This window comes from Methylobacterium sp. Leaf106 (assembly GCF_001422895.1).
Taxonomy (GTDB): Bacteria; Pseudomonadota; Alphaproteobacteria; order Rhizobiales; family Beijerinckiaceae; genus Methylobacterium; species Methylobacterium bullatum.
Genome location: NZ_LMNB01000023.1, coordinates 1 through 18,266 on the forward strand (window position 1 = coordinate 1; position 18,266 = coordinate 18,266).

Consider the following 18,266-nt stretch of genomic DNA (forward strand, 5'->3'; position numbering starts at 1 on the left):
GGTCGTGTCCCCTGGCGTGGTGTAGCTTCATAGAGCCACCCCGATCACCGGTAGGGCCGGTGGTTTGATCAGGCTGCCAGGGTCGGCAGGCTGACGAGAGGATCATCGCCGATCGGGGCGATGCTTTCCAGCGTCATGTAGCGGGCCCGTTGCACGGCCCACTCGTCGTTCTGTTCGAGCAGGATCGCGCCGACGAGGCGTGTGATGGCGGCCTCGTTGGGGAAGATGCCGACGACTTCGGTGCGGCGTTTACTTTCGCCGTTGAGGCGCTCCAACGGGTTCGTGGAGTGGAGCTTGACCCGGTGGACGGCCGGAAAGCCCATATAGGCCAGCACATCGGGCTCGGCCGCGTCCATCAGGGCGGCGAGCTTGGGCACCTTGGGCCGGAGTTGGTCGGCGATCTTGCGCCACTGGACCTTGGCGGCCTCTGCGTCGTCCTGGGCGAACGCGGTGGCGATGAAGGCCGAGACGACCCGACGGCCCGAGCGGCCGGCGTGGGCCAGCACGTTGCGCATAAAGTGGACCCGGCACCGCTGCCAGGTCGCGTTCATCACCTTGGCGACGGAGGCCTTGATGCCTTCGTGCGCATCCGAGACCACGAGCTTGACCCCGCGCAGACCGCGCCGGGCGAGTTTGCGCAGGAACGTGGTCCAGAACGTCTCGGCCTCGGACGGGCCGACGTCCATGCCGAGCACCTCGCGCCGGCCGTCGGCGTTCACGCCGACCGCCACGATGACGGCGACCGAGACCGGGCTCCCGTCGCACATGTGCGATGGGGACCCTGGATGCGGCCGTCCTGGCGCACCTTCACGTAGGTCGCGTCGATCCAGAGATAAGGCCACTCGCCCTCGATGGGCCGGTCGAGGAATGCACCGACCCGCTCGTCGATCTCCTGGCACAGCCGGCTGACCTGGCTCTTCGAGACGCCCGTCCCACCCATCGCCTGAACGAGATCATCGACGGACCGGGTCGAGATGCCCTGGATGTAGGCCTCCTGGATCACCGCCGTGAGCGCCTTCTCGGCCATCCGCCGCGGCTCCAAGAAGCCGGGCAAGTAGCTGCCCTTGCGCAGCTTCGGGATACGCAGTTCCACAGTGCCGGCCCGGGTCTGCCAGTCCCGGTCGCGGTAGCCGTTGCGCTGCACCAGCCGCTCGGCGCTCTTCTCGCCGTGAGCCGCCCCAGTCAGGCCGCCCACCTCCAACTCCATCAGCCGCTCGGCGGCAAAGCCGATCATCTCCCGCAGCAGATCAGCGTCGGCACTCTTCTCCATCAGCCCGCGCAGGGTCATCATCTCGTCGGTCATCGGGGGTTCTCTCGGGTTCGGGGTTGGTCGTCGCAACCCGACCCTACCCGGCAACCGCCGATGACCACCCTGAAGCTACACCACACCCTGGGACACGACCAGGGGGTTCTCTCGGGTTCGGGGTTGGTCGTCGCAACCCGACCCTACCCGGCAACCGCCGATGACCACCCTGAAGCTACACCACACCCTGGGACACGACCGGTATAAGATATTAGACTTCGTCGTTGGCGCCGATAACACCGTTCCAACCCCTCATCAGGGTCGCGTCTTGGGCATCGAGTGATCTAAACGCAGCTCCTCGCTGACGCAAAACGTAAGAATCTTTGAATTGCGTGTTAGCAGTGAAGAAGGTGGCTATGCGAATCTGACTTCGCCTCGCGCCTTACGCGGTGGCCCGCTATTCAACCGCATCCTCTCGGACGGGGATCAGTGCCTCTGGGCAAAAAAGTCGCGTTGATCGAAAGGCCGCCATGCACCCCAAGCGATCGGCCTCGCGCGCGCGAGACGAAGTCCAGCGCGATCCAGCTTTAACCGACACAAGCCGATACAAAATGTGGGGTAAATTGGCGGTGGTCGCCGGTCGTCAGGCCAAATTCCGCAACAGCTACAATGGTTTGGCTTATTCAAATGGCGGAGAGGGGGGGATTCGAACCCCCGATGGGCTTGCACCCATGCCGCATTTCGAGTGCGGTACAATCAACCGCTCTGCCACCTCTCCGCGGGGCGCCTCGATGAGACGGAAGCTCGTTAACACGAGTTCGGTCGACATCACAAGTCGTGAGCGCACAAAGAATGCGCTCCCGTCGAACGTCGCGGGGTCAGCCGCCGGAGGCCAGGGCCGCGGCGACCTTGCGGGCGAAGGCGACGGGGTCGCGTGGAGTGTCGCCGTCCTGAATGCGGGCGAGGTCGACAAGGGTGCCGGCGGGCTCCGTCACGTCCTCCCCGGCCTCGGCCTTCGCCGCGAGGGAAGCGATCAGCGGGTGGCGCGGATTGATCTCGAGGATCGGCAATCCGCCGGCTCCTCGCCCGGCCCGGCGCAACAGGCGCTGCATCTGCAGGTCGGGCCCGCTGCCCGAGGCCGAGAGCACCACGGCACTCTCCACCAGCCGCTCGGTGGCGCGCACGTCGGCCACATCCTTGGCCAGTGCCGCCTTGAGGGCGGCGACGAGGGACTCGACGGAGGCGGGTGCCTCGCCGGTTTCCTCGGTGGCGGCGATCTTCGAAAGGTCGAGGCCGCCCTGGGTCACCGAACGCAGGGGCTTCTCCTCGAACCGGCCGAGCTGCTCCGGCCAGAACGCGTCGACATGGTCGGAGAGCAACAGCACCTCGACGCCACGGGCGCGGAACCCCTCGAGCTGCGGCGAGGAGGCCAGGGCGTCGGCATCGTCGGCCACGAGGTAATAGATCGCCTCCTGGCCGTCCTTCATGCGCGAGACGTAATCGGGCAGGGAGGTCCAGCCTTCCACCGCCGAGGAGCGGAAGCGCAGGAGCGGAGCGATCTCGCCCCGGCGCTCGTAATCCTCGTAGATGCCCTCTTTTAGGACGGGGCCGAAATTCTCCCAGAAGGACTGGTAGCCCTCCGCATCCTTGGCTCGGGTACCGAGTTCGGAGAGGACGCGACCGGTGACGGCGCGACGGATCTTGGTGAGGACCGGCGTCGCCTGCAGCATCTCGCGAGACACGTTGAGGGGCAGGTCCTCGGTGTCGACCACGCCCTGAACGAAGCGCAGCCAGGTCGGCAGCAATTCGGCCTCATCGGTAATAAACATGCGCCGGACGTGAAGCCGAACCTTGCTCGCGCGCTCCCCCTCAACCGCCTGGAACGGCTTCATGCCGGGAATGAACAGCAGGGCCGAGAATTCGAGCGCCCCCTCCGCCCGCCAGTGCAGGGTCGCCCAGGGCTCGTCGAAATTCATGCCTACATGGCGGTAGAACTCGGTGTACTGCTCCGGGGTGACCTCGGATTTCGACTTGCGCCACAGGGCCGTGCCCTGGTTCGCGATCTCGGTCTTGCCCTCGGAGACGATGGCCACCGGCACGGTGATGTGGTCGGCCCATTTGCGCACGACGTGGTCGAGGCGATAGCTCTCCAGATACTCGTCGGCGTCCTCCTTGAGATGGAGGACGATGTCGGTGCCCGGCTCGTCGCGGGTCGCCTGTTCCAGGGTGTAGCTGCCCTGGCCGTCCGAAGCCCAGGTCCAGGATTCGTCGGAGCCGGCGCGGCGCGAGGTGACGGTGACACGGTCCGCCACCATGAAGGCGGAGTAGAAGCCGACGCCGAACTGGCCGATCAGGCTGGGTTTGTCCTCGGCCTTCGCGTCTCCGAGCGACTGGCTGAAGGCGCGGGTGCCGGAGCGGGCGATGGTGCCGAGGTTCTGCGCCAGTTCGGCCTTGGTCATGCCGATGCCGGGATCGGAGATCGTCAGCGTGCGCGCGGTCTTGTCGGGGGTGATCGTGACCTTCGCGTCGGCCGGCGGGGCAGAGACCGATTGCGTCAGCGCCTCGAAGCGACGCCGGTCCATGGCATCGGCGGCGTTGGCCACCAATTCGCGCAGAAAGATTTCGCGGTCGGAATAGAGGGCGTGAACCACGAGGTCCAACAGCCGGCCGACCTCGGCACCGAATTCGTGCCGTTCCAGGGTATCGCTCAAGGGTTTGCCTCCGGGGATCGAACGGTGCGCGATATGACCCTTGCGGTGCGGAAATTCAATATCGGCAAGTAGAAGCCGGGTCCGTCATGCCGCCGCCGGGGGCAGGCGCCCGGTCCATGCAACCTTGTCCGCTCTCGGGCGTAGCCGTGTCTGACTCACCACGTTCGAGGACGACGATGGAACCGATGAAGCCTATGGAACCCATGAAGCCCATGGAGCCGATGAAGCCCATGTCTGGCGGCGAGGCCTGGTGGCCCCAGGAGCTGGGCCAGCCTTCCACCAGCGGTGGCCAGAACGGGATGCGCTACGCCTTCTTCCCCGACCCGCGCCGGCTCGTCATCGACACGGACGGCAAGCGCACGACCTACGATACCGGCGATCACCAGATCAGCGGCGTCTCCCAGAGCAACGGCTCCGCGCCGACCTTCTCGTCCCGCCAGGGCGACGTGTCGGTGAAAGACCTCAAGACGGTGGATTGAGCCCAAAAGGCGGCGCTTGCGAGCGCCGCCATTGCGCCCGGCCTGACGCACCGACATACTCCTCCGACATGACGTCGAGGCGCAAAGCCGACGCATGACGCCGAGGGGACGGGACGGTGAAGGAAGGCACGCGGATGCGCGGGCATCTGTGCGGGATCAGGACCGCCTGGACGGTTGCCGCGACGGCGGCCGAGGCGGTGGCGGACGTCGCCGCCGGCATCGGTCCATCCCGTCTCTCGCATCTGCTGGCCTTCTTCTCCCCCGATTACGTCGTCGATGACCTGAACACCGCCCTGGCAGGCGCTTTCCCCGGCACACCCATCACCGGATGCACCATGTCGGGCGGCATCTGCCCGGCGGGCGGGCTGGATCGCGGCCTCGTGGTGGTCGCTTTCCCCGAAAAGGGTTTTCGCGTTGTCTCCGCGATCCTCGATGCCATCGACCATCTCGACGTGACGCGCACCGCCTTGTCCGTCCGTGCCCTGCGGCGGATCCTGGAGACGGAATCCCCCGATGCCGCACCGAACCGGCGCTTCGCCCTGTCCTTCATCGATGGCCTCGCCAATGCGGAGGAGACGGTGGTCTCGGCCATCGCATGGGCGCTCGATGGCATCCCCCTTGTCGGCGGATCCGCCGGCGACGACCTGAATTTCCGCGAGACGGTGCTGCTCCACCAAGGCTCGATCCATCGCCGGGCGGCGGTGGTGGTCCTGGTGGAGACGGATTATCCGTTCCAGATCTTCAAGAGCGATCATTTCGAGCCGACGACCACGAAGTTCGTGGTCACGGCCTCCGACGACGAGCAGCGCATCGTCCACGAGTTGAACGCCGAGCCCGCCGCCCGCGAATACGCCATGGCGGTGGGGCTCGACCCGGAAGCGCTGACGCCGATGAGCTTCGCCGCCTATCCCCTCGCGGTGAAGGTCGGGGGCGAGTATTTCTGCCGCTCGATCCGGCGCATGAACGCCGATGGCTCCCTGAGCTTCTTCTGCGCCATCGACGAGGGCGTCGTCCTCACCCTGGCCCAGCCGCGCGACATCGTGGAGACCACCCGGAGCGAACTGACCCGTCTCGAAGCGGCACTCGGGGGGATCGATCTCATCATCGGCTTCGATTGCATCCTGCGCCGCCTCGATGCGGAGAGCCGGCAGGTCCGCCAGGGCATCTGCGACCTCTATCGCCGCTATGACGTGGTGGGGTTCGAGACCTATGGCGAGCAGTACCGGGCGATGCACCTCAACCAGACCTTTACCGGAATCGCCATCGGCCGGCTGGCCGCTTCATGACAGCCGGCTCTCCCAGCGTCGGCGACGAAGAGGCCAGCCGCCGTATCGCCAAGCTGGAGCGTATCAACGCGGCGCTCATGGCGCATGTGGAGCGCACCATGGACCAGCAGGGGGGCGCCTATTCGCTGTTCCAGACTGCGATCATGCTCGAGGGCCGCGTCCGCTCCCGCACCGAGGAACTCACCGGCCTGATGCACAGCCTGGAGCGCTCAAACGCCGCGTTGGTCGCGGCCAAGGAGGAGGCCGAGACCGCCAACCGCTCGAAGACCCGTTTCCTCGCCGCCGCCGGGCACGACCTGCTGCAGCCGCTGAACGCAGCGCGCCTCTCGGCCTCCGCCCTGTCGGACATGCCACTCGGCTCGGAAGCCCTGGCGATGTCGGCGCAGGTCGAACGGGGGCTGCAGACCATCGAGGACCTGATCAAGACTCTTCTCGACATCTCCAAGCTCGATGCCGGCATCGTCCGCCCGGTCATCCGGCCGGTGGCTCTCGGCGATCTGCTCGACGGGATCGCGGCGAGCTTCATGCCGATGGCCGAACGCAAGGGCCTGCGCCTCGCGGTCCGCTGCCCGGAGATCCGGGTGGACAGCGACCCGGTCCTCCTTCGGCGCATCCTGCAGAACCTCGTTTCCAACGCGATCCGATATACTGGCCGGGGCGGCGTACTGATCGCCGCGCGCCGGCGTGGTCGGCTGTGCCGCATCGAGGTGATCGATACCGGCTGCGGCATCGCGGAGAGCGAGCGCCATCTCGTCTTCGAGGAATTCTACCGGGGCGGCGGGGCGGGTGACGAGGGCGAGCCGGGACTTGGCCTCGGACTCTCCATCGTCCAGCGCATGGCCGCGGCCCTCGACCATGCCCTCGTCCTCGATTCGCGGCTCCGCCACGGCACCCGGGTCAGCCTGTCCGTCCCCATCGGCGCCTCCCCGACCGAGACCATGGCCGGCCCCGCGCCCATCGCCACGCGGTTGACCGGGGCGCGCGTCCTCATCGTCGAGAACGACCCGGCCACCGCCGATGCGCTGAGGCGTCTGCTGCAGAACTGGGACGCGGAGGTCAGCGTCCATCGCGACCTTGCGAGTGTGGCGGAGCGCGTCGCCGCCGGGCAGCCCCCGCCGGACGTACTGATCCTGGATTATCACCTCGATCACGGCGCCTGCGGCCTCGATGTCGCGAGCTACCTGCGCGGCGTGGCTCGTTCGGCCCTGCCGGTCATCGTGACCACCGCCGACCATTCGCCCGGGATCGAGGCGGACGTGGCGATGATCGGCGCCGAATTGATGCACAAACCGATCAAGCCGGCGCAGCTGCGTGCCCTCCTCACTCACATGCTCGCCTGATCATACGACCGGGCGGGGGCGCCGTATCAAGCCGGGTCGGCGTCGATACGCATTCGGAGGATGGCGTAGGGCGGCTGCCGCATGTCGCGGCCGTTGTTGTAGTCCGGGCTCCGATTGACCTGCGCGGCGGTGATGTAGAGCCAGCGGTCGGGGGTGATCCAGAACGTGTCGGCCCAGATCAGCCGGGGATCGGTGGCGAGGATGGTGACGGTGCCGTCCGTTTCGCGCCGGCCGACCGCATTGTGCTCCTGCAGGGCGAGATACACGCGATCCTTGGAATCCGCGATGAGGCCGCCGGTCATGCCCTTCTCGCCGAGATCCTCGACGGCGGCGGCGACCTCGGCATCGGACACCGCCGGGTCGAGGAGCGAGGCGGTCTCCACCGCATAGAGCCGCCGGCCCATGAGTGGCGCGTAGTAGAGGCGGCGGCCGTCCGGGCTCAGGGCGATGCCGTTGGCGCCACCCTGCACCGGGCGCGGCGGTCCCTCCGCCTTGCGCTGCAGGATCTGGCGGTTCTCGACGACCTTGACGATGCCCTTCTGGGATTCGGTGCTGGCATGCTCGGCGAGGCGCCGGACGACGCGGCCGCTGGCGAGATCCACCGCCAGGATCGCGCCGTGCCCGTCCTGGCCCTGGTCGGTGATGAAGGCCACCGCCCGGTCGTCGCGGATATCGATCCGCAGGTCGTTGAGCGAGGAGGTCGCGGTGATGCCGGCCTCCAGCGGAACCACGCGGACGATGCGGTTTCCGGCGAGATCGATCTGGACGAGCTTGGCACCGCCCGGCATGGGCGGGCCGGCACCGTCCGGCAGTCCGGCATCGAGGACCCAGAGCGTGTCGTCCCGGTCCATTACGCCATTGGGGACATGCAGCAGGCGGGTCTGGGCGTGTGTGGCATCGGGCTGGTTGGTGGTCTCGTCGGGATAGGGCGTCACGCTCCCATCCGGCATGACTTCGCCGAGGGTGAAGGGCACCTTGGCGTTAAAGCGCGGCATCATCACGAAGATGCGGCCGCTCCGCGACAGAGTGAGGCCAGTGGGGTTCGAGGGCGCATCCGCCGCCATGGCGAGTTCAAGTCCCGGCACCCCTGGATCGCTGGCGACCGTCTTGCCGGATGCCGTAGGGGGGGAGCCTCCCTCAGCTGCAGAGGCCTGGCTGCTCAGGCAGGCAAATCCGGCGAGGCCGGCCGCCAGCATGTCACGTCGTGCGAAAGTCATTGATGCTGCAATCCTGAAGAAATGACGTTGGTCAGCCGGCTTTCGCCGCGCCCCGGACCTTGAGATCGATCGCGGCCACCACGGAGCCGGCCGAGATGAAGAGGCGATGCCCGTCCGCCCCACCGAACTCGACGTTGGAGGCCGGCGTCGCCGTGGCGATCCGGCCGAGCAGCGTCCCGTCGGGTAGGTAGATGCGCACGCCGTCGGCACAGGCCGCATAGATCCGCCCGGCCTCATCAATGGCGAGACCGTCCGGAGCGCCGGCATCGAGCGAGGCGACGACCCGTGGCTTGCCGAGGCGCCGATCCTCCACCGGGAAGGCGAGGATGGCCCGGGCGCCCTCCGCATTGTCGAGGGCGGCACTGGTCTCGGTGACGTAGAGCGTGTGGCCGTCCGGCGCGAAGGCGATGCCGTTGGGCTGGCCGACGGCATCTGTCATGCCCTGGACTTCACCGGCCGGATCGATCCGGTAGACCCGCCTCGCGGATTGGGCCGGCACCGCCTGAATGCCTTCATCCGGCACGGTGATGCCGAAGACGGGATCGGTGAACCAGATCGCTCCGTCGGGCGCGAGCGCCGCGTCGTTGGGTGAGTTCAGGGGCTTGCCGTCGTAGGAATCCGCCAGCACGGTCATCGTCCCGTCGGGGTCGCGGCGGACGACGCGACGGGTCCGGTGCTCGCAGGTGACGAGGCGCCCCTTCGCATCGAGGATGTTGCCGTTGGCGTTGTTGGAGGGATCGCGAAACGGCTTCACCTCGCCGTTTTCCCCGATTACCAGCATGCGGTTCGACCGCACGTCGCTGACGATGAGGCCCCCGAGATGCGGCGCCCAGCACAAGCCTTCGCACCACCGACCCTCGCGGTAGAGGGGCATCGGCCGGGCGGACGGATCGACCAGTTCGGCGAACCGGGGATCGTCTGACCGGAGGATCGGAGCCGCCGAGGCGTGACCGTTCCAGAGACCGGATGCGGCGAGGCCGCAGAGGATGTCGCGTCGGCGCATGGGAAAGCTCGCAGGGGAGGGCGGGAATGCCCGGCCGGTCTCGCCGACCGACCGGGCCTTCGGTCTCAGCGGGCGGCTGGGATCGTCGTCGATCCGGTGGCATCGCTCGCCGGGGGCTTGATGCTCCACAGGTCGGTGGGCAGGGCCGCCGGTGCGTCGGGCTTGTAGAAGGCCGAATCCTGGATGCGAGAGGTCGTCACGTAGAGGGTGCCGTCCGGTCCCTCGGCGAAAGTGTCGGGCCAGCGCAGGCGCTTGTCCTGGATCAGGGTCGTGAGGGCAGAGCCCTTCGCGGACAGGTCGCGGACCTTGATCGAGTCATCCTGGGGCGAGGTGACGTACATCCGCCCATCCTTGCGCGAGATGATGAGGCCGTCCGCAGGGCCGTTGTCGCCCACCGTCTCCACCTTGCCCGACAGGCTCCTGTCGCTGAGCGCTTCCGGCACGAGCGACGACGTCATCCAGCCGGTGAGCGCGGATGTCGGCAGGCTGTAGAGGGTCCGCCCCTTGATCGCCTGCCAGTACAGGGTGTCGCCATCGGGCGAGAGGGCGATGCCGTCGGCGGCGAATTCCACGCCGCGTCCATCGGGCCGCCGAAGGGGCCTGCCCTCGTAGGTCACGGTCACCGTCTTGTCGGGCTGGGTCGTCGGATCTCCGTCGAGGAGGCGGCGGGCCTTGCCGCTGGCGAGATCGACCACGACGAGGGCACCACTCGCGCCCGAATCGGTGATGTAGGCGGTCTTTCCATCCGGCGAAAAGCGCACGTCGTTGAGGTAGGAACCCTGAGGGGCCACGGCCTCGTCGAAGGCGATGGTGCGGGCGGGCCTGTTGGTCTTGAGGTCGATCTCCACGAGCTTCGGCCCGTTCTTCACCACCGCCGCCATGCCGGGCGCGGCCGGATCGAGCACCCAGAGATTACCGTCAGGGCTCGCCACCACACTCTGGACGCAGATCCAATGGTCCCCAGCCGAGACATCGTCCTTGCGCGCATTGCGCCAGGCGTTCCACTCGGCGTCGGGAAAAGGTGTGATCCGGCCGTCTTTTACCTCGGCGACGGAGACGGCGCTGTCTTCGGTCCAGCGTGGGAAGTTGACGAACACGCGACCATCCTTGGAGACGGTGACGCCGGTGACCTGATGCTCGAAGCTGGCGACCTTGGTGAGTGTGCCGGCGGCGGGACCCGGCTGGGCTTCAGCCGCAGCGGCCCCGGTGGCGATCGTGCCGGAGAGAAGCAGCGCGGCCAGGGCGGCGCGGGTCGTCGTCGATGACGTCATGGGGCACTCGTCGCGAGAAAAGGAGGAATCACTCCCTTCGGCAACGCAATGACCGGCGGCCAAGCTTCATCGAAATTTCGCGGACGTGCGGCCCGTTCAGGCGGCGAGCGCGCGTTTCACCGTCGAGCGCAGGTCGGCCAGGGAGAAGGGCTTCGTCAGCACATCGGTGACGATGGCGTCGAGGCCACGGGCCCGCTCGCGCTGGTCTGCGAACCCCGTCATCAGGAGGATGGTCAGGTCGGGAAAATCGCGCTTGGCCGCGAGAGCGAGGGCGATCCCGTCCATCAGCGGCATACGGATATCGGTGAGCAACAGATCGAACCCGCCATCAGCCTCCATCAGCCGATCGAGCCCGTCGCTCCCATCCGACGCCGTCACGACGGAATGCCCGTCGATTTCCAGGCCCCGTTTCAGGAAGCCACGCACGGGCTCTTCATCGTCAACGAGGAGGATTCGTGCCATCAACTCTTTGTCTCTGCTGGATCGTCCAGACTGCGCTTTTACTCAGCTTCGATGTCAAGGGCCGCTTTGCATCAAATGATATGCAAATGTCCTGCGTAACCCGACCGCGCGCAATTGTCGCCCTAAAGCCACGGCTGTGCCTGATCGTCAGCTTCGCGTGCCTGCAGGACGGGCTCAGGTGCCGCCGAACAGGTCCGGCTCGCTGCTCACGTGGTCGACCAGGCCGACGAAGGGGAGCTGACGATATTCGTGGGCGACATCCATCCCGTAGCCGACCACGAACACATCGGGGCAGGTGAATCCGACGAAATCGGCATCGATGGTCACCGCCCGCTTGCCCGGCTTCTCGAGCAGGACGGCAGTCAGGACCCGCTTGGCGCCACGCGCCATGAGCAGGTCCTTGGCGAAGACGACGGTGCGTCCGGATTCCAGGATATCGTCCACCAGGAGGACGTCGCGGCCGCGAACCTCACTCTCGACGTCGCGCAGGATCTCTACCTGTCCCGAGGAAACCGTGCCGCTGCGATAGCTCGACAGGTGGACGAACTCCACCTGCGGTGACAGGCCGGACCGGTGCAGCGCCCTCAGCAGGTCGGCTGCGAACATGAAGCTTCCCTTGAGAACCGCCACGACGAGGAGGTTCTCGGGCTTGGCCGCGACGATGGCCGCGGCCAGCTCCTCGTTGCGGTTCGCGATGGCGGTTTCGTCGAAGAGGACGCGCACGCGTCGGGTCGGGCTGGTCATACGATCTCTCTACCACGAGCGGGCGCGGGTGGCACCGTTTTTTGCCCTGCGCGAGAGGCAACGTCCGGTGTCAATGACCGAGATCCGTCTCCGGCACACCGCGCTCCGGTGCGAACCCGACCTTGATCGTGCGCCCCTGCGCCGGCGGCGCCGACAAGCTTGCCCTGAACCGGGCCGTCTCGCGATCCTCGAGGCTGGAGCGCGGCGGCGCCACGGTCCAGCGGTAGATGGTCTGGTCCTGCGCATCGCGCACCTCGACTTCGATCGGCGGCACCGGGACGGGGTTGCCCGCCACGCCGACCACGTCGCCCTCGACGACGAGTTGGGACGCGGCGCCCTCGCCCTGGGTCTGGAAGGCCGAAAGATCGCGGATCTCGATGCCGCGCAGGTTCACGGGCATGCCGATCCCGGCATAAAGTGCAGCGCTCTGGGGCATGGCCCGCACCACGGTGCTGCGGGCAAGTAGCGCCAAGGGTATGCCCGCCAGCAAAGCGAGCCCGAAGGCGGCGACCGGCGACATAGCGCCCCATCGTTTCGGAGGGGGCGTGCGCCCGCGGGGCTTGCGGACCGGCTTCTCCTCCGGCATCGGATCCACCGCTGCGGCCTGGGCCTCCTCGGCCAGTGCCGCTTCCCATGCATCGAGATCGGCCTGCGCTTCCCCGCGCCCCTCCACCGAGCCCATCGCCGCCTGAATCTCGGCCATCTCCTCGGCGAGAGCAGCAGCGACCTCATCGGGTGAGATGAACCAAGTCTCGCGACAGGCGGCGCAGCGCACCGAGCGGCCTTCGACGCCGACCCTGTCGGTGGCGATGTCGTATTCGCTTGCGCAGGCCGGGCATACGATCAGCATGGCGAATCGACGCCTCGAATTCTCGATCGGCGGTTGCCGGTTCGGTGAAAAAGACTCACACCATCATCGCCAAGAGCGGTTAATCCTCCGTGAAGCGGCAGAATGGGAGCGCAGGCTTGTCAGCAGAATCAGGCATCAACGGATCCGGGCATCTCGCGTGACCGCTGACAGCCTCCTGTCGGGCGTCGAGGAGCCCGTGGTCCAGTTCGAAAATGTCGGCATGCGCTACGGCCTCGGGCCGGAAGTGCTGAGCGACGTGAGCTTCCAGATCGCCCCGCGTTCGTTCCAGTTTCTCACCGGTCCCTCCGGCGCGGGAAAGACCACCCTGCTGCGCCTGATCCTTCTCTCGGTCCGGCCGACGCGGGGGCTGGTCTCGGTGTTCGGAGAGGAAGTCAGCGACATCTCCAACGAGGCGCTCACCGGTTTGCGCCGGCGGATGGGCATCGTATTCCAGGATTTCCGGCTGCTCGACCACCTCACCACTTACGAGAACGTCGCCCTGCCGCTGCGCGTCCAGGGCAGGTCGGAGACGAGCTACCGTGCCGAGGTGGTCGAACTCCTGCGTTGGGTCGGTCTCGGCGAGCGCATGCACGTCCTCCCGCCGCTTCTGTCGGGCGGCGAAAAGCAGCGCGCGGCGATCGCCCGGGCGCTCATCGCGCGGCCGGACCTTCTCCTCGCCGATGAACCAACCGGCAACGTCGATCCCGGTCTCGGCCGGCGGCTGCTGCGGCTATTCATCGAACTCAATCGGCTCGGAACCTCCGTCCTGATCGCCACCCACGACTTCGCCCTGATGGACCTCGTCGACGCCCCCCGGCTCGTCCTGGGTCAGGGCCGGCTGCAGATCGAACACTGATGGGTCGTCAGGCAAGCCCACCGCCGCATCCCTCGATGCCCATCGCTACCGACCAGGAAGCCCTTCCGGCGACCCTGCGACGCAACGCTCCCCTCGTCCCCACCGACTCGGCCGCGAGCCGGGCGCTCGCGGCCGTCATCGCGATCCTGACTTTCCTGGCGGCTCTTTGCGCCGGGGCGGCCGAGATCGTCGCCTCCAGCGCCGATCAGTGGCAGGGCAGCGTTGCGCAGGAGGTGACGATTCAGGTGAGGCCGAGCGCCGGTCGCGATATCGATGCCGATGTGGCCAAGGCCGATGCGCTGGCAAAGGCGACGCCCGGAATCGCCACGACGCGGATCTTTTCGAAGGCGGAAGCCGAACGCCTACTCGAGCCCTGGCTCGGCAGCGGCCTCGATCTTTCCGACCTGCCGGTTCCGCGGCTCGTGACCCTGAAACTCGCGGATTCCCCCGCGCCGGATCTGAAAGGACTCCGGGGCGCGCTCGGCGAAGCACTGCCGGGGGTGGCGAGCCTCGACGACCATGCCCTATGGCTTCAGCGGCTCTCGACCATGGCCAACACCTTCGTCGGTGTCGGCGTCGGCATCGTCGCCCTCGTCCTGATCGCCACCGGGCTCGCGGTCGTGTTCGCCACGCGCGGCGCCATGGCCGGCAACCGGGAAGTGGTGGAGGTGCTGCACTTCGTCGGCGCGAACGACGATTTCATTGCCCGCGCCTTCCAGCGCCGCTTCTTCGGCCTCGGCCTACGCGGAGGCGTCATCGGCTCGTGCCTGGCACTTGCGGTCTTCGCGCTAGCGGGACTGCTCGCCCGGCTCTGGCGATCGGGGCCGGCCGGAGACGAGATCGAGGCGCTGTTCGGCGCCTTCCATATCGGTTGGCGTGGCTACGCCGCCGTCCTGCTCATCGGCGTGATCGCCTCCGTGGTGACCGGTATCGTTTCGCGGCTCACGGTCAGACGATTCCTGCGCTGAAGCTGGGTTCTCGACTGCGGGACAGGGCTCTTCGCCACCTTGCTGCATGACATCGCACGGGGTTCCGAGTTCTCGGAATCGCGTTAACTATTCGTAAACCCTTAGGGGCGGAAGTATCGCCTCGCGGATGCCGCATTCGGCACTACCTTCGGAGAATGGCCACGCGGATGTCAGGACTCGGCACCACTCGCCCGCCGGAGGCGTTCGGTTGGGTCTGGCCACGCGGTCGGGCGGAATTGTCGACGCCTCCCGCACGGATCGCAAGGGTGATGTCTCCAACACTGCAGCGTATCGGCTATGTCACCCTCGGCCTCGGTGCCATCGCCACCCTGGCGCTGGTTGCCGGGTTCCTGATCTTCGCCGAATCCATCGCCCGTGACGAGCGCACGCTCGACGGCCGGGCGGACGGGATCGTGGTCCTAACGGGCGGCGCACAGCGTATCGGCGACGCAATCGATCTTCTCGCCGGCGGTTATGGCCGGCGCCTGCTGATCACCGGCGTCAACGAGCGAACGAGCCGCGACGAGATCGCCCGCCTGAATCCGACCCAGCGCCACTGGATCGAGTGCTGCGTCGATCTCGATTACCGGGCGCGCAACACGATCGGCAACGCCATCGAAACCCGTCGCTGGATGCGCCAGCACCGGTTCAATACCGTCGCGGTGGTCACCTCGAACTACCACATGCCCCGGACCTTGGTGGAGCTCGACCACGCGTTGATGGGCAAGGACCGGGTTCTGCCCCACCCCGTGATCGCGGAAGGCTTCGACGCCGATCGCTGGTGGCGGCACCCTGGAACGGCAAGGCTCATCGGCTCGGAATACCTGAAGTTCCTCGTTTCATGGCTGCGGACACGGTTCGAATCCGATCCGGAGCAATCACGAGCGGCGATCATGATGGGGCGCGGAAAACCCATCAAGCTCGTCTCCGAATCGATCATGCGCGCGCAATACTGACACCGCGCTCTCAGCGCGAGGCGTGTCGCCCGATAGCCACCGTCACAATCCTCGCTCCGTCCTGCATCGGCAGATTTATGGATGTCGAAACCGGATTCCGTCTTCCCCGAGACAGTATCCTCGGACCTTGGCTTCGGGCCTTGCGTCTCGCCTCGGTGGGCGTTTCGATCACGTATAGGGTGGGCGTTCCGACGGGTGCGGGGCGGATGCCGGTGGCGGTGGGAACATCGTATGTTCCATATCCCCAAGCGCTCGGGACAAGCTCGGTTGGGCGGGGTATTGGCGGCAACAACCCAGTACGAGAGGCTGCAACGACATAAGGCCCGGCGTAGCTCTCATCGAACCGCGGTCGGAACGTATCGGGATGGCCGTAGCCCGAAGCTGTGACGTCCTGTGCATGAGCTACTGGCGCCACCACGAGGGCAAGCGCCAGGGTGCATCCCGGCATCATCCATCTCAGCGTGGCCGACATACGAACCTCGTCGTATCGAGACGGACCTCGATAGACCGGCACGACGAGAATGATCGTGCCAAGGTGAAGTCTGATAGTAGGGGCGAGGGGTAAGGTGCGGCAGTCCCTAAGTAGCTGCAAGGCATCGAAGTCGACGCCCACATGCCGTCATCCGAAAGCGGAGGCATTGCCTCAGCGGCAAGTGGTGACACGGCGGACGATCCAGCCCTCGCCATCGACGAACAAGCGCTTGCGCGATTTGGTGCAAGCGAGAGTATCGTCCTCGGCCTCGACCGTCAGGGCTACCTTGCCAAGCTCCGCATCCCGGTGAGGAGTACCGGTCGAGGATCCCTCAGTGCCAGGCATTGCCTCAGCGGAAAAAGAGGACACGCCGACGACGAGCGCAATGCCCATCGCACTGAAAAGCCTGAACCGTTTCGTCATCGCAACCCTGCCCGCGCTCCGTTTTACGAAGCACCATCCAGACCCAAGCCATTGCACTTACCGCAGCGCTTGGTTTGTAAATCGCGGGAGGGCGAAACGGTTGCAGCGCAATGAAGCGCCACACGCGAATAGTTGGGTTTGCCACACTGCTTGTGTGACATCACACCGTCACGATCGTGATTGCGCGTCGAGAAGCCTCTCCGCCGCCGCCGACGGCGCGCCACGAAATCCCGTGGGGTGGCTTCAATGCGCAGCGGTGACACTGAGGAGCGGCAGGGTCACGGCAAGTTCCGGGGCGCCGAGGATCCGGGGCGTCAGGGAGGGAAGGGCCAGGGCTGCGATGCCGAGGACGAGGGTCAAGCCGAGAAGAGACGTTTCGAGCCCGCGGTAGATCACATCCATTCCCACCTCCACCCTGTAGGGACGAGTGGATCATGAGCGGGAGTGGGTTAACCAATCCCTCACGTGTACTTCGCGGAAAGGAGACGCAAGTGCAGGCCGAGCCCCGAATCATCGCGATCCATCGTTCAACTGAGGCTGGCACGCCCAGCCGTCACGCTCTTCCGAGCATTGTCATATGGGCGAGGTCGGCTTCCGGCGGCTTGAGCAGGGCCGCCGCCAGATTGGCCTCGAGCACGATGAGATCGCTATCAGGATCGGGCTCCCACCCGCAATTGCAGCCGCCTGGGCCTTCATGGGCCTCGGCGACCTGTCGATACAGCGTCCCGATGGTGCGCGCCGCTACCGCCAGCGCCTGGAGCGCCGGAAGAGGTTGTCGGTGCAGACTGGTCCAGAACGCGCGTCGCAGTGCCTCGTCCAGTTCGCTTCCCTCCTTGGGCGGATCGATACAGGGCCGGGAAGAACGGATAACACTCACGCGATCTCTCCTTTTACGATCGGGATCGGTTTGTGCATCAGGCCCGGCTCCTTTGCGGCAGTCAGGAAATCGACGAAGTCTGCGATGCGGTGCAGACGCATGTCGACGGTGCAACCATCCCACCATGCCAGCCGTGCATAACCGCGGATCAGTTCCAGCACCCGTTCCATCTCGTCCGACCTCCAAATTCTGCAGTGCCCCGACAGCGGGCATAAAGAAGCAAGCTGATCGATCAAGCAAGCGTATTGGCGAATATTGGAAAGAGTATAAAACTCACGCAAACCGTTCGAGCTACAATTTAGATTTAGATCTATTCTACGTTGCCTGGCCTTAGTGCCTCATTTTGCGGGGTTGAAACAAAAATGGCGTGCCTTCGTATCTGCGTTCCCCACCCTTGAGCACCTTTTACGAAATGGCGATCGAGGCAGGCCGCCAACGCGTTCGGCAGTCATCGCCAGCGGCGGAGAATGCCCCGAAATCTACGGTGATGCCGCCGTTCTGCTACCGGAGGTGGATGTGCCCAAGACCCATAAGATCAGCATCATTTTACACGTATTGAAGGACGCGATGTTCCGGGCCGCCATCGAGAAGCTGGGTGCGGATCACATCAAGCTCATCTCGCTGCGATCGGTTGCGTTGGACGAGATCGAGGGCGTGATCGGAGACATCATGAGCTGCGAGGAGATCGTCTCCACCTCGCTCCACGGTGTCATATGTTTCCCATGCCTACGTTATTCCCTGTCAGTCGCTCCGCGTGACGAGCGACCGGGAAAGCGCTCGGGATTCGTTCAAGATACGAGATTACAAGCTCTCGGTCGGTCTCGATGATCCAACTTTCGGCGTCCCGCCGAGATTTATCGACCTGAAGTGGCTCGAAGCGCGCGAGTGCGTCCTGCTGCCGTCGCCGATCGACACGAAGGCTCTCCGGGCACCGTTCCCCTTCCCCGGCTGATTGAAGGCCTGAACGGCGAGGCCGGTTTCCGGCCCTAGCACCACCCGCCTCAGGGCCGCGGAGCTCTCTTCCCGCACGCCGTCTCGAGGGCGTTTCGATGCGCAATCCCAACGGGCGGGTCGCCTTATCTATCGCTCGTCAATATGAGCCCAAGGC

At 66.1% G+C, this 18,266-nt stretch carries 18 protein-coding genes, 1 tRNA gene and 1 pseudogene; 7 read left to right on the top strand and 13 right to left on the bottom strand.

All coding sequences use genetic code 11. The annotated features are described in order from the left end of the window. Nucleotides 1-68: 68 nt before the first annotated feature. The 3 genes and pseudogenes from ASF34_RS11870 to htpG all read right to left on the bottom strand — a co-directional run bounded on the left by ASF34_RS11870 (nucleotide 69) and on the right by htpG (nucleotide 3,954). Nucleotides 69-1,303, bottom strand: a pseudogene (locus ASF34_RS11870) (IS256 family transposase). A 628-nt stretch (nucleotides 1,304-1,931) separates the two neighbouring features. Next, nucleotides 1,932-2,021: transfer RNA gene (locus ASF34_RS11875), tRNA-Ser, on the bottom strand. Between the two features lie 100 nt (nucleotides 2,022-2,121). After that, complete coding sequence (htpG, locus tag ASF34_RS11880) at nucleotides 2,122-3,954, bottom strand: molecular chaperone HtpG (RefSeq protein WP_056161287.1); 1,833 nt, start codon at nucleotides 3,952-3,954, stop codon at nucleotides 2,122-2,124. A gap of 185 nt (nucleotides 3,955-4,139) precedes the next feature. On the opposite strand from htpG, the gene ASF34_RS11885 reads away from it, so the two are divergent. The 3 genes from ASF34_RS11885 (at nucleotide 4,140) to ASF34_RS11895 (ending at nucleotide 7,059) form a co-directional block, all read left to right on the top strand. Further along, complete coding sequence (locus tag ASF34_RS11885; RefSeq protein WP_338011532.1) at nucleotides 4,140-4,433, top strand: hypothetical protein; 294 nt, start codon at nucleotides 4,140-4,142, stop codon at nucleotides 4,431-4,433. A 134-nt stretch (nucleotides 4,434-4,567) separates the two neighbouring features. Beyond that, nucleotides 4,568-5,719: an FIST N-terminal domain-containing protein gene (locus ASF34_RS11890; protein WP_056161291.1), complete on the top strand. Its 1,152-nt coding sequence runs from the start codon at nucleotides 4,568-4,570 to the stop codon at nucleotides 5,717-5,719. Beyond that, on the top strand, nucleotides 5,716-7,059 hold the full coding sequence (locus ASF34_RS11895; protein WP_056161292.1) for an ATP-binding response regulator: 1,344 nt from the start codon (nucleotides 5,716-5,718) through the stop codon (nucleotides 7,057-7,059). The genes ASF34_RS11890 and ASF34_RS11895 overlap by 4 nt, the downstream gene beginning before the upstream one ends. Nucleotides 7,060-7,085: 26 nt before the next feature. Here ASF34_RS11895 and ASF34_RS11900 read toward each other — a convergent pair whose 3' ends face one another. The 6 genes from ASF34_RS11900 to ASF34_RS11925 form a co-directional block, all read right to left on the bottom strand. Beyond that, entirely contained in the window at nucleotides 7,086-8,276 is a 1,191-nt protein-coding gene (locus ASF34_RS11900; RefSeq protein WP_056161294.1) for an L-dopachrome tautomerase-related protein, read from the bottom strand. Between the two features lie 31 nt (nucleotides 8,277-8,307). Then, nucleotides 8,308-9,279 carry an SMP-30/gluconolactonase/LRE family protein gene (locus ASF34_RS11905; RefSeq protein ID WP_056161296.1) on the bottom strand — a complete coding sequence of 324 codons (972 nt, stop codon included), beginning with the start codon at nucleotides 9,277-9,279 and terminating at the stop codon, nucleotides 8,308-8,310. 65 nt (nucleotides 9,280-9,344) lie between these two features. Then, on the bottom strand, nucleotides 9,345-10,550 hold the full coding sequence (locus ASF34_RS11910) for an SMP-30/gluconolactonase/LRE family protein (protein ID WP_056161298.1): 1,206 nt from the start codon (nucleotides 10,548-10,550) through the stop codon (nucleotides 9,345-9,347). A 96-nt stretch (nucleotides 10,551-10,646) separates the two neighbouring features. After that, nucleotides 10,647-11,012, bottom strand: a complete 366-nt coding sequence (locus ASF34_RS11915) for a response regulator (RefSeq protein ID WP_056140965.1) — start codon at nucleotides 11,010-11,012, stop codon at nucleotides 10,647-10,649. 174 nt (nucleotides 11,013-11,186) lie between these two features. Further along, nucleotides 11,187-11,756, bottom strand: a complete 570-nt coding sequence (hpt, locus tag ASF34_RS11920; protein ID WP_056140962.1) for a hypoxanthine phosphoribosyltransferase — start codon at nucleotides 11,754-11,756, stop codon at nucleotides 11,187-11,189. 70 nt (nucleotides 11,757-11,826) lie between these two features. After that, nucleotides 11,827-12,606: a zinc-ribbon domain-containing protein gene (locus ASF34_RS11925; protein WP_056161300.1), complete on the bottom strand. Its 780-nt coding sequence runs from the start codon at nucleotides 12,604-12,606 to the stop codon at nucleotides 11,827-11,829. 157 nt (nucleotides 12,607-12,763) lie between these two features. On the opposite strand from ASF34_RS11925, the gene ftsE reads away from it, so the two are divergent. From ftsE to ASF34_RS11940, 3 genes are all read left to right on the top strand, one after another. Further along, complete coding sequence (ftsE, locus tag ASF34_RS11930; protein ID WP_018045475.1) at nucleotides 12,764-13,462, top strand: cell division ATP-binding protein FtsE; 699 nt, start codon at nucleotides 12,764-12,766, stop codon at nucleotides 13,460-13,462. Nucleotides 13,463-13,497: 35 nt separating this feature from the next. Next, on the top strand, nucleotides 13,498-14,430 hold the full coding sequence (locus ASF34_RS11935) for a cell division protein FtsX (protein ID WP_056140957.1): 933 nt from the start codon (nucleotides 13,498-13,500) through the stop codon (nucleotides 14,428-14,430). 269 nt (nucleotides 14,431-14,699) lie between these two features. Continuing rightward, nucleotides 14,700-15,386 carry a YdcF family protein gene (locus ASF34_RS11940; protein WP_056140955.1) on the top strand — a complete coding sequence of 229 codons (687 nt, stop codon included), beginning with the start codon at nucleotides 14,700-14,702 and terminating at the stop codon, nucleotides 15,384-15,386. 643 nt (nucleotides 15,387-16,029) lie between these two features. On the opposite strand, the gene ASF34_RS11945 is transcribed toward ASF34_RS11940, so the two are convergent. The 4 genes from ASF34_RS11945 to ASF34_RS23125 form a co-directional block, all read right to left on the bottom strand. Next, a complete protein-coding gene (locus ASF34_RS11945) occupies nucleotides 16,030-16,281 on the bottom strand; it encodes a hypothetical protein (RefSeq protein ID WP_056140953.1) in 252 nt (83 codons plus the stop codon). Nucleotides 16,282-16,524: 243 nt separating this feature from the next. After that, entirely contained in the window at nucleotides 16,525-16,683 is a 159-nt protein-coding gene (locus ASF34_RS23120) for a hypothetical protein (RefSeq protein WP_018045471.1), read from the bottom strand. Between the two features lie 151 nt (nucleotides 16,684-16,834). Next, complete coding sequence (locus tag ASF34_RS11950) at nucleotides 16,835-17,158, bottom strand: hypothetical protein (protein WP_018045470.1); 324 nt, start codon at nucleotides 17,156-17,158, stop codon at nucleotides 16,835-16,837. Next, nucleotides 17,155-17,328, bottom strand: coding sequence for a hypothetical protein (locus tag ASF34_RS23125; RefSeq protein ID WP_018045469.1), 174 nt, complete (start codon nucleotides 17,326-17,328; stop codon nucleotides 17,155-17,157). Before ASF34_RS23125 ends, ASF34_RS11950 begins: the two co-directional genes overlap by 4 nt. A 346-nt stretch (nucleotides 17,329-17,674) precedes the next feature. On the opposite strand from ASF34_RS23125, the gene ASF34_RS23130 reads away from it, so the two are divergent. After that, the gene (locus ASF34_RS23130) at nucleotides 17,675-17,986 is read left to right on the top strand and encodes a hypothetical protein (RefSeq protein ID WP_200913268.1); all 312 of its coding nucleotides are present in this window, start codon (nucleotides 17,675-17,677) and stop codon (nucleotides 17,984-17,986) included. Nucleotides 17,987-18,266 lie beyond the last annotated feature (280 nt).

Bases quoted from the DNA above. Each gene is read 5' to 3' on its own strand.
- ASF34_RS11885 (WP_338011532.1), top strand. From the start codon at position 4,140: ATGAAGCCTATGGAACCCATGAAGCCCATGGAGCCGATGAAGCCCATG.
- ASF34_RS11890 (WP_056161291.1), top strand. From the start codon at position 4,568: ATGCGCGGGCATCTGTGCGGGATCAGGACCGCCTGGACGGTTGCCGCG.
- ASF34_RS11895 (WP_056161292.1), top strand. From the start codon at position 5,716: ATGACAGCCGGCTCTCCCAGCGTCGGCGACGAAGAGGCCAGCCGCCGT.
- ASF34_RS11900 (WP_056161294.1), bottom strand. From the start codon at position 8,276: ATGACTTTCGCACGACGTGACATGCTGGCGGCCGGCCTCGCCGGATTT.
- ASF34_RS11905 (WP_056161296.1), bottom strand. From the start codon at position 9,279: ATGCGCCGACGCGACATCCTCTGCGGCCTCGCCGCATCCGGTCTCTGG.
- ASF34_RS11910 (WP_056161298.1), bottom strand. From the start codon at position 10,550: ATGACGTCATCGACGACGACCCGCGCCGCCCTGGCCGCGCTGCTTCTC.
- ASF34_RS11915 (WP_056140965.1), bottom strand. From the start codon at position 11,012: ATGGCACGAATCCTCCTCGTTGACGATGAAGAGCCCGTGCGTGGCTTC.
- hpt (WP_056140962.1), bottom strand. From the start codon at position 11,756: ATGACCAGCCCGACCCGACGCGTGCGCGTCCTCTTCGACGAAACCGCC.
- ASF34_RS11925 (WP_056161300.1), bottom strand. From the start codon at position 12,606: ATGCTGATCGTATGCCCGGCCTGCGCAAGCGAATACGACATCGCCACC.
- ASF34_RS11935 (WP_056140957.1), top strand. From the start codon at position 13,498: ATGCCCATCGCTACCGACCAGGAAGCCCTTCCGGCGACCCTGCGACGC.
- ASF34_RS11940 (WP_056140955.1), top strand. From the start codon at position 14,700: ATGTCTCCAACACTGCAGCGTATCGGCTATGTCACCCTCGGCCTCGGT.
- ASF34_RS11945 (WP_056140953.1), bottom strand. From the start codon at position 16,281: ATGACGAAACGGTTCAGGCTTTTCAGTGCGATGGGCATTGCGCTCGTC.
- ASF34_RS23120 (WP_018045471.1), bottom strand. From the start codon at position 16,683: ATGGATGTGATCTACCGCGGGCTCGAAACGTCTCTTCTCGGCTTGACC.
- ASF34_RS23125 (WP_018045469.1), bottom strand. From the start codon at position 17,328: ATGGAACGGGTGCTGGAACTGATCCGCGGTTATGCACGGCTGGCATGG.